Raw genomic sequence first — 12888 nt, 5'->3', positions numbered from 1 at the left:
GCGGGGCGGGCGCTCAGCCCCGCGCGGGGAACCGGTACGCGTCGACCTCGGCCAGCAGCGCCGCACGCCGCTCCTCGTCGTCCTCCAGGAACGACGCCTCGAACGAGTTCCGCGCCAGCAGCCGCAGCTGATCCCCCGTCAGTCCCAGCGCCGTCTCCACCCCGGCGAAGTTCTCGTCCACATAGCCGCCGAAGTAGGCGGGGTCGTCCGAGTTCACCGTCGCCACCAGCCCGGCCTCCAGCATCGCCGGGAGCGGGTGGTCCGCCAGTGTGTCCACACAGCGCAACCGGACGTTCGAGAACGGGCAGACCGTCAGCGGGATCCGCCGCGCCACCAGCTCCTTGACCAGCTCCGGATCCTCCATCGAGCGGATGCCGTGGTCGATCCGCTCCACGCCCAGCACGTCCAGCGCCTCGCGCACGTATTCCGGGCCGCCCTCCTCGCCCGCGTGGGCGACCAGGTGCAGACCGGCCTCCCGGGCCAGGGCGTAGACGTCGGCGAACTTCGCCGGCGGGTGGCCCACCTCCGCCGAGTCCAGCCCGACACCGGTGATCGCCCGGCCGAACCACGGACGGGCCGCCTCGAACGTGGCCAGCGCCGACTCCTGCGGCAGGTCCCGCAGGAAGCACATGATCAGCCGGGTGCTGATGCCGTGCCGCTCGCCGGCCCGCGACAGTGCCCGGTCCAGCCCGCGCACCACGTCGTCCAGCTCCACGCCACGCGCGGTGTGCGCCTGCGGGTCGAAGAAGATCTCCGCGTGCCGCACCCCGGCCGCCGCCGCCCGCGTCAGGTACGCCTCCGCCAGCTCGGTGAAGTCGTCCTCGGTCCGCAGCACGTCCATCAGCTGGTAGTAGAGGTCCAGGAAGGACTGCAGGTCGTCGAAGGCGTAGGCGGCGCGCAGCTGCTCCGGGGAGGAGTAGGGGAGGTCGACCCCGTTCCGGTGCGCCAGCGCGAAGGCGAGTTCGGGCTCCAGCGTGCCCTCGATGTGCAGGTGCAGTTCCGCCTTGGGTATGGGCACGAAGCGCTCTTTCTCACTGGTTCTCACTGGGCCGGACATTCGGGTCGAATCACCTACCTTAGGCCCTGCGGTAACCTTGAGGGTCACCCCGGTGCTCTCACGAAAGTCCTGCCTCTATGTCGTCTGTCGAGTCGGTCTTCCCGCGCCTGGAGGCCCTCCTCCCGCACGTCCAGAAGCCGATCCAGTACGTCGGTGGAGAACTCAACTCCACTGTCAAGGACTGGGACGCGTGCGACGTCCGCTGGGCGTTGATGTACCCCGACGCCTACGAGGTGGGCCTGCCCAACCAGGGCGTCATGATCCTCTACGAGGTGCTCAACGAGCGCGAGGGGGTCCTGGCCGAGCGCACCTACAGCGTCTGGCCGGACCTGGAGGCGCTGATGCGTGAGCACGGCGTGCCCCAGTTCACCGTCGACGCGCACCGCCCGGTCAAGGCCTTCGACGTCTTCGGCCTGAGCTTCTCCACCGAGCTCGGCTACACCAACATGCTCACCGCCCTCGACCTGGCCGGCATCCCGCTGCTGGCGGCGGACCGCACCGACGAGGACCCGATCGTCCTGGCCGGCGGCCACGCCGCGTTCAACCCGGAGCCGATCGCCGATTTCCTCGACGCGGCCGTGGTCGGTGACGGCGAGCAGGCCGTGCTCGACATGACCGAGATCATCCGCGCCTGGAAGGCCGAAGGCCGCCCCGGCGGCCGTGACGAGGTCCTGCTGCGCCTGGCCCGCACCGGCGGGTTCTACATCCCCAAGTTCTACGACGTCGAGTACCTGGCCGACGGCCGGATCGCCCGCGTCGTGCCGAACCAGTCGGGCGTGCCGTGGCGGGTGTCCAAGCACACCGTGATGGACCTCGACGAGTGGCCCTACCCGAAGCAGCCGCTGGTCCCGCTGGCGGAGACCGTCCACGAGCGGATGTCGGTCGAGATCTTCCGCGGCTGCACCCGCGGCTGCCGCTTCTGCCAGGCGGGCATGATCACCCGCCCGGTGCGCGAGCGCTCCATCACCGGCATCGGCGAGATGGTCGAGCGCGGCCTCAAGGCCACCGGCTTCGAGGAGGTCGGCCTGCTCTCGCTCTCCTCCGCCGACCACACCGAGATCGCCGACGTCGCCAAGGGCCTGGCCGACCGCTACGAGGCGGACAAGGTGGGCCTCTCGCTGCCGTCCACCCGCGTCGACGCGTTCAACATCGACCTGGCCAACGAGCTCTCCCGCAACGGCCGCCGCTCCGGTCTGACCTTCGCCCCCGAGGGCGGCAGTGAGCGGCTGCGCAAGGTGATCAACAAGATGGTGTCCGAGGAGGACCTCATCCGCACGGTCGCCACCGCGTACGGCAACGGCTGGCGCCAGGTGAAGCTCTACTTCATGGCCGGTCTGCCGACCGAGACCGACGAGGACGTGCTGCAGATCGCCGAGATGGCGAAGAACGTCATCGCCAAGGGCCGCGAGGTCACCGGCACCAACGACATCCGCTGCACCGTCTCCATCGGCGGCTTCGTGCCCAAGCCGCACACGCCGTTCCAGTGGGCTCCGCAGCTGGGCGTCGAGGAGACCGACGCGCGCCTGCTCAAGCTGCGCGACGCGATCCGCAACGACCGCAAGTACGGCCGCAACATCGGCTACCGCTACCACGACGGCAAGCCGGGCCTGATCGAGGGCCTCCTCTCCCGCGGCGACCGCCGCATCGGCGCGGTCATCCGCGCCGTCTACGAGGACGGCGGCCGCTTCGACGGCTGGCGCGAGTACTTCTCCTACGAGCGCTGGATGCGCTGCGCCGAGAAGGCCCTGGCCGACACCGGCGTCGACGTCGCCTGGTACACCACCCGCGAGCGCCAGTACGAGGAGGTCCTGCCCTGGGACCACCTGGACTCCGGCCTCGACAAGGACTGGCTCTGGGAGGACTGGCAGGACTCCCTGGAGGAGGTCGAGGTCGACGACTGTCGCTGGACCCCGTGCTTCGACTGCGGGGTCTGTCCTCAGCTCGACACCCAGATCCAGATCGGCCCGACGGGCAAGAAGCTGCTGCCGCTGACGGTCGTCAACAGCTAGCCGCTCAGCGTCGTACCACCGCACCACCGCAGAGCCGAACGAGGCCCGCCGATCAGGGATCGGCGGGCCTCGTCGCGTCCTTCAGCAGGCGCAGAGGCAGAACGGGTGGCCGACCGGGTCCGCGTACACACGCCAGGACTTGGTGCCGCCCCAGTCCTCCAGCAGCGTCGCGCCGAGGGCCAGTACCTGGGTGTGGGCGGCGTCGATGTCGGTGACGCCGATGTCGATGTGTGCTTGCTGGGGAACGTCCTGAGCGGGCCACGCGGGCGCGCGGAAGTCCTCCACCAGCTGGAACGCGAGTTTGGTGCCGTGGTCGCCGACGAGCTCCACCCATTCGTGGTCCTCGGCGTCGACCTTTCCGCCGACCAGTTCGGCGTAGAAGGCGGCCAGGGCGAGCGGTTCGGGACAGTCGAGGGCGAAGGCCCGCAGGGTGCCGATCATGTCGTGTCTCCGTTACCTGTTAATACCGTCTATGGGTAACTGCTGGCGTTACTGGATGCTGCCGCACAATCGGTAACATCGCAAGCATGGGAGACGCCCCGGGGCCACTGCGGCTCGTGCAGGAGCTCGTCAACACGCTCGACGTGGAGACGGGCGAGGACGCGCTGGAGGCGTTCGTGGGGGAGGGCGTCGACGTCGAGCGGGTCCGTGACTTCCGTGAGCGACTGCGTGAAGCGGGGATGGCGCACGCGGGGCTGGATATACCAGCTGGCTCACTCGATATATTCATTTGGCAGCTCGCAGCTATCCCTCTGGTGCTGGCGCCTCGCCTGGACGGCAGCATGGAGTTCGTTCCTGCGCCCGGACTCCCGCCCACGGAACTGCTGTTCGCCCAGGTCGCCGCTGCGATCGCGGCCTCCGGCAAGGACTGGCTCCGGCTCAAGGCCTGTGCGGCGGAGGACTGCCGCTGGCTCTACTACGACCGTTCTCCGGCTGGGCGCGGCCGGTGGTGCAGCATGGCCGTATGTGGGAGTCGGGCGAAGATGCGCACCTATCGGGCCCGAGGAAATGTTTCTGCAGTGCCTCCGTTGGAATATGCTGAACAGCGTGGCGAAAACCCTGATCGACCTGGATGACGAGGCGCTGGCGTTCGCAGCGGAGGCGCTCGGCACCAGGACCAAGAAGGACACCGTCAATGCCGCGCTCCGCGAGGTGGGGGCGCGGGCCAGGCGTGAGCGGGCGCTGGAGCAGATGATTCGGCTCTACGAGGCCGGCGCGTTCGACGCGTCCATGCATGCCGGGGGAGGTGCCCGGACGTGCCCGGAGCAGGTGGCTTCCTGATCGATGCCTCCGCTGTGGGCCGGATGATGCGCCCGGATGTGATCGAGAGGTGGCGGGAGCAGATCGCCTCCGGCCGGATCGGCATCTGCGAGGTCACCACGCTGGAGGTGCTCCGCGGAGCACGCTCACGTGAGGAGTTCGCGTCGCTGCGCTCGGGTCTGGAATCCGTCTACAACCGGTGGCCCATGCCCGAGAAGGTGTTCCGGCAGGCCCTCGAAATCCAGGAACGGCTCCTGGACGCGGGCGCGTTGCGCACGGTCGGCACGACGGAACTGCTGCTCGTCGCCACGGCCGCTCAGCACGGCCTGACGCTGCTCCACTACGACGCGGAGTTGCACGCCCTGGGAAACGTCATCGATCTGCCCACGCGCTGGCTGGCCGAGCCCGGAACCATCGACTGACGCAGCCGCGTACCCTTGGAAACGCACAATGCCCCTACTCCCGAAGGACTGAGCGCACTGGCACGCCGCACGCCCGACGGTCCGCCGCCCGCACCTGCGGTCCAGCGGATCCGTCTCCGCTACACCAAGCGTGGTCGCCTCCGCTTCACCAGCCACCGCGACTTCCAGCGAGCCCTCGAGCGCGCCCTGCGTCGTTCCGCCGTCCCGATGGCGTACTCCGCCGGCTTCACGCCGCACCCCAAGATCAGCTTTATGAACGCCGCGCCCACCGGTGCCGCCAGCGAGGCCGAGTACGTGGAGCTGGCACTCAGCGAGCGGCGTGAGCCGGAGCTGCTGCGCAGCCAGTTGGACGAGTCGCTGCCGCCCGGCCTGGACGTCGTCGACGCGGTCGAGGCGCTCGGCAAGGACTTCATGGAGCGCCTTGAGGCCTCCTGCTGGCGGCTCGTCCTCGACGGCGTCGAGCCGGAGACGGCCCGCGCCGCCGTCGCCACATTCCTTGCGGCGGACGAGGTCACCGTGGAGCGGCAGACCAAGAACGGTCTGCGTACATTCGACGCGCGCGGCGCGGTGATCTCTCTCGACGTGGTGGATCCGCAGGTGGACGCGGGTGCACTCGCACTACCGGAAAGTACGACCGATATCCCCGCAGGCCGTGCCTGTGCGATACTGCGCCTGGTTGTTCGGCACGCCACACCCGCCGTCCGACCCGACGACGTCCTCACCGGTCTTCGTGTGACGGCCGACCTCGCGCTGCCGGTCCCCGCTGGGGTGACCAGGCTGGCGCAGGGGCCGCTCGACGAGGAGACCGGCGCGGTGACCGACCCGTTCGCGCCCGACCGCGACGCGGCACTGGCCCTCACACCCGAGGCGACCGAGCCGCAGCACGCGTAGCGGCGGCGGACCGGACGGCGACGCAGCGCCGTCGGCGCCCGACCAGGGTCCTGGGAGCCATCCGGGGCCCGGTCGACAAAAGCGCGACCCGAAGCTTCGGCGAGCCCGCGACCCCCGCGGGCACGCCATCAAAGACATACGCGAGCCCCCGTGCGGCGCCCGCCCATCCGGCGCGGTGCCCGGGGGCGTGACGGGAGAAACGCCCGCATGCCCGAGAACGACAACGAACACACCGAGAACAACGAGCCGAGCGAATCGCAGGGTGCGGCCCCCAAGGCCGCTCCGCGTCGTCGCCGCGCCGCCAGCCGTCCGGCGGGCCCGCCGGTCGCCGAGGCCGCTGAGACTGCGGTGAGCACGGAGAGCGCGGAGGCACCTGCCGCCGCTGCTGAGCCCGCCGAGGCTCCCGAGCCGCGCAAGCGCGCACGGCGCACCCGCAAGAAGGCCGAGGCCGAGTCGGTCGCCGAGACTCCGACTGCCGAGGCCCCAACCCCCGACACGCAGGCCGCCGAGGCCCCGGCCGCTGAGCCTGCAGTCGCAGGGGCCGCTGCCGCTGAGCCCGCCGAGGCTCCCGAGCCGCGCAAGCGCGCACGGCGCACCCGCAAGAAGGCCGAGGCCGAGCCGGTCGCCGAGACCCCGACGGCGGAGAACCCGGCCACTGAGGCTCCCGCCGCGCCGCAGGCCGACGACAGCCTGGCCCTGCTCGGCGAGCTGGACCAGGTCGAGCAGCAGGTCGAGTCCGGTGCGGTCACCGGTGTGCAGCTGGAGGCGCTCGTCGCCGACCTGGTGTCCCGCGCCGGAGCCACGCTGAAGGTCGAGGCGGGCAGCCAGCTGGAGCGGCGCATCGCCGCGCTCCAGCAGCGCGCCGCCGCCCAGCCCGCCCCCGCCGCTGCCGAGCAGCCCGCCGCAGCCGAGGAGCACGCCCCGCGTGCCCGTCGCCGCGCCGTGCGTCCGGCCACCGCGATCTTCCAGGCCCCGGTCTTCCAGCAGCCCGAGGCTGCCGCCCCGGGTGAGGCCGCTGCCGCCGGCGGTCGCCGTGCCGGTGCGCCTCCGGCCGCCTTCGCCGCGCCGGACGAGGAGGCCCCCGAGGCGCCCGCGCGCCGTACCCGCCGCCGCGCCGAGTCCCCGGTTGCCGCTCCCGTCGCCGACGCTGCGTCCACCGCGCCCGCTGCGTCCGCCGCCGAGTCCGGTCCGGGTGCTGCTGCCGAGGGCGAGGAGACCGCCGCCGCCACCGGCGGCCGTCGTCGCACGCGTCGCCCCGCGACCGCGCCCGCCGCGCCCGCTGCGCCGACCGAGCAGGCCGTCTTCGAGCAGGTCAGCACCCGCGCGCCGCTCACGCTCGCGGAGGAGGACGAGGAGGGCGCCGAGTCCGTCGGCCGTCGCCGTCGTCGCCGTCGTTCCACCGCGCCCGCCTACGTCGTCAGCGAGGACACCGAGCTGGGCGCCGAGGGCGAGGAGCTCGCCGAGTCGGACCGCGAGGCCGAGGACGAGGAGTCCGAGGACCACGAGGCCGACTCCGAGCAGCACGGCGAGGAGGGCCGCCCGTCCCGCCGTCGCCGCCGTGGCGGTCGCCGTCGTCGCCGTGGTGACGCCGAGGAGAACGAGCAGGCCGCCGACGAGGCGGAGGGCGAGGGCCAGGAGGACGAGGAGGGCGAGGACGAGGACGACCTCGGCGAGGCGCTGTCCTCCTCCAGCCGTCGCCGCCGCCGTCGTCGCCGCCGCAGCGGGGACGCGGGCCCCGAGGCCGAGTCCGGCGAGGGCGACCCGGAGCGCACCGTCGTCAAGGTCCGTGAGCCGCGCCGCCGTTCCGCCGAGGCGCCGTTCGACCCGGACGAGGTCCAGTCCATCAAGGGCTCGACCCGTCTGGAGGCCAAGAAGCAGCGCCGCCGCGAGGGCCGCGAGCAGGGCCGCCGCCGCGTCCCGATCATCACCGAGGCCGAGTTCCTGGCCCGCCGCGAGGCCGTCGAGCGCGTGATGGTGGTCCGTCAGTCCGGCGAGCGCACCCAGATCGGTGTGCTGGAGGACGGCGTCCTCGTCGAGCACTACGTCAACAAGGAGCAGGCCACCTCGTACGTCGGCAACGTGTACCTGGGCAAGGTGCAGAACGTGCTGCCGTCGATGGAGGCCGCCTTCGTCGACATCGGCAAGGGCCGCAACGCGGTGCTCTACGCCGGTGAGGTCAACTTCTCCGGTCTGGGCCTGAAGAACGGCCCGCGCCGGATCGAGTCGGTGCTCAAGTCCGGGCAGTCCGTGCTGGTCCAGGTCTCCAAGGACCCGATCGGCCACAAGGGCGCCCGCCTGACGAGCCAGATCTCGCTGCCCGGCCGCTACCTGGTCTACGTGCCCGAGGGCTCGATGACCGGCATCAGCCGCAAGCTGCCCGACACGGAGCGCGCCCGGCTGAAGAGCATCCTCAAGAAGATCGTCCCGGACGACGCGGGCGTCATCGTGCGCACCGCCGCCGAGGGCGCATCCGAGGAGGAGCTGACCCGGGATGTCCAGCGACTGCAGCAGCAGTGGGAGGACATCCAGAAGAAGGCCACCAGCGGCAACGCCCCCGCGCTGCTCTACGGCGAGCCGGACATGACGGTCCGGGTCGTCCGCGACATCTTCAACGAGGACTTCTCCAAGGTCATCGTCCAGGGCGAGAACGCCTGGTCCACCGTCCACGAGTACGTCTCGTCCGTGGCACCGGACCTGACGCCGCGTCTGACGAAGTGGACCTCCGAGGTCGACGTCTTCGCGACCTACCGGATCGACGAGCAGCTGATGAAGGCGCTGGACCGCAAGGTCTGGCTGCCGAGCGGCGGTTCGCTGGTGATCGACAAGACCGAGGCGATGGTGGTCGTCGACGTCAACACCGGCAAGTTCACCGGCCAGGGCGGCAACCTCGAGGAGACCGTCACCCGCAACAACATCGAGGCGGCCGAGGAGATCGTCCGTCAGCTGCGGCTGCGGGACCTGGGCGGCATCATCGTCATCGACTTCATCGACATGGTGCTGGAGTCCAACCGCGACCTGGTGCTGCGCCGTCTGCTGGAGTGCCTGGGCCGGGACCGGACCAAGCACCAGGTGGCCGAGGTGACCTCGCTGGGCCTGGTCCAGATGACCCGCAAGCGGGTCGGCCAGGGGCTGTTGGAGTCGTTCTCCGAGAACTGCGTCCACTGCAACGGCCGCGGTGTGATCGTGCACATGGAGCAGGCCGTGCCCGCGCCCAAGGGCTTCGCGGGCCCGAAGCCGGGTGTCGGCGGCGGCAAGTCCGAGACCGCTCCGGCCGAGGAGGGCGGCGGCTCCAAGCGCCGTCGTCGCGGTCGCGGCGGCGACGAGACCCCGGCGGAGACGCACGAGGCGCACGAGCACGCTGACCACGAGCACGAGGAGATCGAGCTGGTCTCCCGCGAGCCCGAGGTGGAGGCCGTCGTCGAGGTCGCGACCGAGGCTGCCGCACCGGTTGCCGCCGAGGCCGCGCAGGTGGTCGACGCCGCCGCGCAGGCCGAGGCCGAGGCGATGGTCGAGGGCATGATCGAGGCCTCCGCCCCGCGTGGCCGCACCCGTCGTCGCGCGGTGCGCAAGGCGACTTCGACGGTCGGCGCCGAGCCCGCCGTCGTGGTCATCACAGGCGAGCCGGCCGCCGCGCCCGCGCCCGTCGCGGAGCCGGAGCAGGCCGCCCCGACCGAGCCCGCCGAGGCGGAGGTCGAGGCCGAGGCTGCTCCGCCCGCGCGGAAGCGTGCGCCGCGCAAGACCGCTGCCAAGAAGGTCGCCGCGAAGAAGACGGCGACCAAGACGACCGCCAAGAAGACGACGGCCAAGCGCACGTCGAAGAAGGCCGCCGCGGGCGAGCCCGCCACCGAGCAGGCCGCGGAGTAGCGAGCGTGACGCCCGGGGCCGGTCCGTGTCGAGCGATCGAGACGGACCGGCCCCGAGCTGCGCAGACGTCCGGGTTCCGGCTCGGATGAGCCCCCATGGGCTGGTTTGACCCCGGGTCCGGGCTTCCGTAGTCTTGACCCTCGGCGTGCTTGCAATCAGCGAGTCGCGCCCGCTTCTGAGCACACACACCTCCTGGGCCTTCTCGCCCGGGGGAGGCCCCCGGGCGTTTGGTACCGGTGCGGCTGGCGTCAGAGGTTCCGACCGAATCGAGAAGGGTTCAACGTGTACGCGATCGTGCGTAGCGGCGGACGGCAGCACAAGGTTGCCGTCGGCGATGTTTTTGAGGCTGACAAGGTCGACGCCAAGGTCGGCGAGACCGTTGAGCTCTCGACGATCCTGGTCGTCGACGGCGAGGCCGTCACCAGCGACCCGTGGGTCCTGGCGGGTGTGAAGGTCCGCGCCGAGGTGGTCGACCACCACAAGGGCGAGAAGATCCGCATCCAGAAGTACAAGAACAAGACCGGCTACAAGAAGCGCATGGGCCACCGTCAGCGCCACACCGCGCTTCGCGTGACCAGCATCGACTCGGCGAAGTAAGGGGCGAGGGGAACCATGGCTCACAAGAAGGGCGCAAGCTCTACCCGTAACGGTCGTGACTCGAACGCCCAGCGCCTGGGCGTGAAGCGTTACGGCGGCCAGGTCGTCAGCGCCGGCGAGATCCTCGTCCGCCAGCGTGGCACCCACTTCCACCCGGGTGCGGGCGTCGGCCGTGGCGGCGACGACACGCTGTTCGCGCTGCAGGCCGGTGCCGTCGAGTTCGGCACCCGTCGCGGCCGCAAGGTCGTCAACATCGTCCCGGTCGCCTGAGCAGTTCGGCCGACACGTAGGACGTACGACACGTAGGACGTAGCAGTACCTCACTGAGGGTGGATCGGAACATTCCGGTCCACCCTTGGTGTTTGAGAAGACCTGAGCATTTCAGCATTCCCGACGGCTCCGACGGTTACGTCGTGGTACGTCGACTTCCCTTCCGCCGACCGAGAGGCGCCCGCATCATGACCACCTTCGTTGACCGCGTCGAGCTGCATGTCGCCGCGGGTAACGGGGGCCACGGCTGCGCCTCCGTTCACCGCGAGAAGTTCAAGCCGCTGGGAGGCCCGGACGGCGGCAACGGCGGACGCGGCGGCAACGTGACCCTGGTGGTCGACCCGCAGGTCACCACGCTGCTCGACTACCACCACACCCCGCACCGCAAGGCCGGCAACGGCAAGCCGGGCGCGGGCGGCAACCGCACTGGCGCGGAGGGCCAGGACCTGGTGCTCCCCGTCCCGGACGGCACCGTCGTCATGGACAAGAAGGGCAACGTGCTGGCCGACCTGATCGGTCACGGCACCACCTACGTCGCCGCCGCGGGCGGCATCGGCGGCCTCGGCAACGCCGCGCTGGCCTCGGCGCGCCGCAAGGCGCCCGGCTTCGCGCTGCTGGGTGAGCCCGGCGACAGCGCGGACATCCTCCTGGAGCTCAAGTCCGTCGCCGACGTGGCGCTGGTCGGCTACCCGAGCGCCGGCAAGTCCTCGCTGATCTCGGTGCTCTCCGCCGCCAAGCCGAAGATCGCGGACTACCCGTTCACCACGCTGATCCCGAACCTGGGCGTGGTCACGGCCGGTTCCACCGTCTACACCATCGCCGACGTGCCGGGCCTGATCCCGGGCGCCAGCCAGGGCAAGGGCCTGGGCCTGGAGTTCCTGCGCCATGTCGAGCGCTGCTCGGTGCTGGTCCACGTGCTCGACACCGCCACGCTGGAGTCCGACCGCGACCCGGTCACCGACCTGGACGTCATCGAGGACGAGCTCAAGCAGTACGGCGGTCTGGAGGACCGGCCGCGCATCGTCGTGCTCAACAAGGTCGACATCCCCGACGGCCAGGACCTGGCCGACCTGGTCCGGCCGACCCTGGAGGAGCGCGGCTACCAGGTCTTCGAGGTCTCCGCGGTCGCCCACAAGGGCCTGCGCGAGCTGAGCTTCGCCCTGGCCGGGATCGTCGCCGAGGCGCGCGCCGCGCAGCCGGTCGAGGAGTCCACCCGGATCGTCATCCGCCCGAAGGCCGTGGACGACGCGGGCTTCTCGGTCGTCTACGACGAGACCGAGGACCTCTACCGGGTCACCGGCGCCAAGCCGGAGCGCTGGGTCAAGCAGACCGACTTCAACAACGACGAGGCCGTCGGTTACCTGGCCGACCGCCTCAACCGCCTCGGGGTCGAGGAGGAGCTCACCAAGCGCGGCGCCCGCGAGGGCGACACCGTCGTCATCGGCGCCACCGAGAACGCCGTCGTCTTCGACTGGGAGCCGTCCATGGCCTCCGGCGCGGAGATGCTGGGCCGCCGCGGCGAGGACCACCGCTTCGAGGCGCCGCGCCCGGCCGTCGACCGCCGCCGCGAGCGCGAGGCGAAGCGCGCGGACGCCGCGTCCGAGGAGTTCGCGCAGTTCGACCCGCTGAGCCGCAACGCGATCGAGTCGGACGACGAGTACTGAGAACCACCGGCGGGGACGTGCCTACAGTGGCGATATGGCCACAGTCGAGTACATCCGTTACCGCATCGGTCACGACCGCCGGGACGCGTTCGAAGCCGCGTACCGGCGGGCGGCCGTTCCCCTCGCCGCCTCCGAGTACTGCGTCGACTACGAGTTGACGGAGTGTGAGGAGGAGGCGGGGGTCTACGTGCTGCGGATCCGGTGGACCTCCACCAAGGCGCACCTGGAGGGCTTCCGGGCCTCGCCGGAGTTCACGGAGTTCTTCGCGGCGATCCAGCCGTACGTCCAGGACATCGAGGAGATGCGCCACTACCGCGCCACCGGCGTGGTCGGCGAGGGCGCGGCGGCCGGGCGTACCGACCCGACGCTCTACGAGTACCTCGGCGGGGCGCCCGCGCTGGCGCGGCTGACCGAGGTCTTCTACGCCAAGGTGCTGGCCGACGAGCTGCTCGCGCCCGTCTTCGCGGGCATGGACCCGGAGCACCCGCAGCACGTCGCGCTCTTCCTCGGCGAGGTCCTGGGCGGCCCGCCCGCCTACAGCGCCGAGCGCGGCGGCCACCCGCACATGATCTCCCGTCACCTCGGCCGGGCGCTGACCGAGCCGATGCGCCGCCGCTGGCTCTGGCTGCTGGAGGACGCCGCCGACGAGGTCGGCCTGCCGACCGACCCGGAGTTCCGGGCCGCGTTCCGGGGCTACCTCGAATGGGGGACGCGGATGGCCCTGCTCTTCTCCGCACCGGGTGCGCAGCGCGTCGTGCACACCCCGATGCCCGCGTGGGGCTGGGGATTGACCCCGCCGTACCGTCCCGAGGGCTGAAACCCGAGTGAGCCACGGGGTCCGGTTCGCGTAGATT

12 protein-coding genes are annotated in these 12888 nt (G+C 71.1%); 10 read left to right on the top strand and 2 right to left on the bottom strand.

From position 1 onward, the window contains the following. Positions 1–13: 13 nt before the first annotated feature. Positions 14–1018 (bottom strand): adenosine deaminase, encoded by a 1005-nt coding sequence (locus ABH940_RS11285; protein ID WP_370063365.1) that lies wholly within the window; start codon positions 1016–1018, stop codon positions 14–16. 116 nt (positions 1019–1134) lie between these two features. On the opposite strand from ABH940_RS11285, the gene ABH940_RS11280 reads away from it, so the two are divergent. Continuing rightward, positions 1135–3066, top strand: a complete 1932-nt coding sequence (locus tag ABH940_RS11280; protein ID WP_370063367.1) for a TIGR03960 family B12-binding radical SAM protein — start codon at positions 1135–1137, stop codon at positions 3064–3066. A gap of 81 nt (positions 3067–3147) precedes the next feature. On the opposite strand, the gene ABH940_RS11275 is transcribed toward ABH940_RS11280, so the two are convergent. Beyond that, positions 3148–3507: a VOC family protein gene (locus ABH940_RS11275; protein ID WP_370063369.1), complete on the bottom strand. Its 360-nt coding sequence runs from the start codon at positions 3505–3507 to the stop codon at positions 3148–3150. An 86-nt stretch (positions 3508–3593) separates the two neighbouring features. Here ABH940_RS11275 and ABH940_RS11270 point away from each other — a divergent pair, with 86 nt between their 5' ends. The 9 genes from ABH940_RS11270 (at position 3594) to ABH940_RS11230 (ending at position 12851) form a co-directional block, all read left to right on the top strand. Next, positions 3594–4142 (top strand): CGNR zinc finger domain-containing protein, encoded by a 549-nt coding sequence (locus tag ABH940_RS11270; protein ID WP_370063371.1) that lies wholly within the window; start codon positions 3594–3596, stop codon positions 4140–4142. Next, entirely contained in the window at positions 4114–4347 is a 234-nt protein-coding gene (locus tag ABH940_RS11265) for a type II toxin-antitoxin system VapB family antitoxin (protein WP_370063373.1), read from the top strand. Before ABH940_RS11270 ends, ABH940_RS11265 begins: the two co-directional genes overlap by 29 nt. Then, a complete protein-coding gene (locus tag ABH940_RS11260) occupies positions 4323–4748 on the top strand; it encodes a PIN domain-containing protein (RefSeq protein WP_370063375.1) in 426 nt (141 codons plus the stop codon). The genes ABH940_RS11265 and ABH940_RS11260 overlap by 25 nt, the downstream gene beginning before the upstream one ends. 57 nt (positions 4749–4805) lie before the next feature. Continuing rightward, on the top strand, positions 4806–5639 hold the full coding sequence (locus ABH940_RS11255; RefSeq protein WP_370063800.1) for a TIGR03936 family radical SAM-associated protein: 834 nt from the start codon (positions 4806–4808) through the stop codon (positions 5637–5639). A gap of 207 nt (positions 5640–5846) precedes the next feature. Beyond that, positions 5847–9503, top strand: a complete 3657-nt coding sequence (locus ABH940_RS11250; RefSeq protein ID WP_370105147.1) for a ribonuclease E/G — start codon at positions 5847–5849, stop codon at positions 9501–9503. A 282-nt stretch (positions 9504–9785) separates the two neighbouring features. Beyond that, positions 9786–10100, top strand: a complete 315-nt coding sequence (rplU, locus tag ABH940_RS11245; RefSeq protein ID WP_196195531.1) for a 50S ribosomal protein L21 — start codon at positions 9786–9788, stop codon at positions 10098–10100. A 15-nt stretch (positions 10101–10115) separates the two neighbouring features. Beyond that, positions 10116–10370, top strand: coding sequence for a 50S ribosomal protein L27 (rpmA, locus tag ABH940_RS11240; RefSeq protein ID WP_370063380.1), 255 nt, complete (start codon positions 10116–10118; stop codon positions 10368–10370). Positions 10371–10558: 188 nt separating this feature from the next. Next, positions 10559–12034, top strand: a complete 1476-nt coding sequence (obgE, locus tag ABH940_RS11235) for a GTPase ObgE (protein WP_370063382.1) — start codon at positions 10559–10561, stop codon at positions 12032–12034. Positions 12035–12068: 34 nt separating this feature from the next. Next, complete coding sequence (locus ABH940_RS11230) at positions 12069–12851, top strand: group II truncated hemoglobin (RefSeq protein ID WP_370063384.1); 783 nt, start codon at positions 12069–12071, stop codon at positions 12849–12851. Positions 12852–12888 lie beyond the last annotated feature (37 nt).

The sequence above is a fragment of the Streptacidiphilus sp. BW17 genome (genome assembly GCF_041262485.1).
GTDB lineage: Bacteria > Actinomycetota > Actinomycetes > Streptomycetales > Streptomycetaceae > Streptacidiphilus.
Note: the sequence above shows the minus strand (reverse complement) of the source record. Positions and strands in the feature narration are given on the sequence as shown.

Coding starts and splice junctions, on each gene's coding strand:
- ABH940_RS11230 (WP_370063384.1), top strand. CDS start 12,069: ATGGCCACAGTCGAGTACATCCGTTACCGCATCGGTCACGACCGCCGG.
- ABH940_RS11280 (WP_370063367.1), top strand. CDS start 1,135: ATGTCGTCTGTCGAGTCGGTCTTCCCGCGCCTGGAGGCCCTCCTCCCG.
- ABH940_RS11270 (WP_370063371.1), top strand. CDS start 3,594: ATGGGAGACGCCCCGGGGCCACTGCGGCTCGTGCAGGAGCTCGTCAAC.
- rpmA (WP_370063380.1), top strand. CDS start 10,116: ATGGCTCACAAGAAGGGCGCAAGCTCTACCCGTAACGGTCGTGACTCG.
- ABH940_RS11250 (WP_370105147.1), top strand. CDS start 5,847: ATGCCCGAGAACGACAACGAACACACCGAGAACAACGAGCCGAGCGAA.
- obgE (WP_370063382.1), top strand. CDS start 10,559: ATGACCACCTTCGTTGACCGCGTCGAGCTGCATGTCGCCGCGGGTAAC.
- ABH940_RS11275 (WP_370063369.1), bottom strand. CDS start 3,507: ATGATCGGCACCCTGCGGGCCTTCGCCCTCGACTGTCCCGAACCGCTC.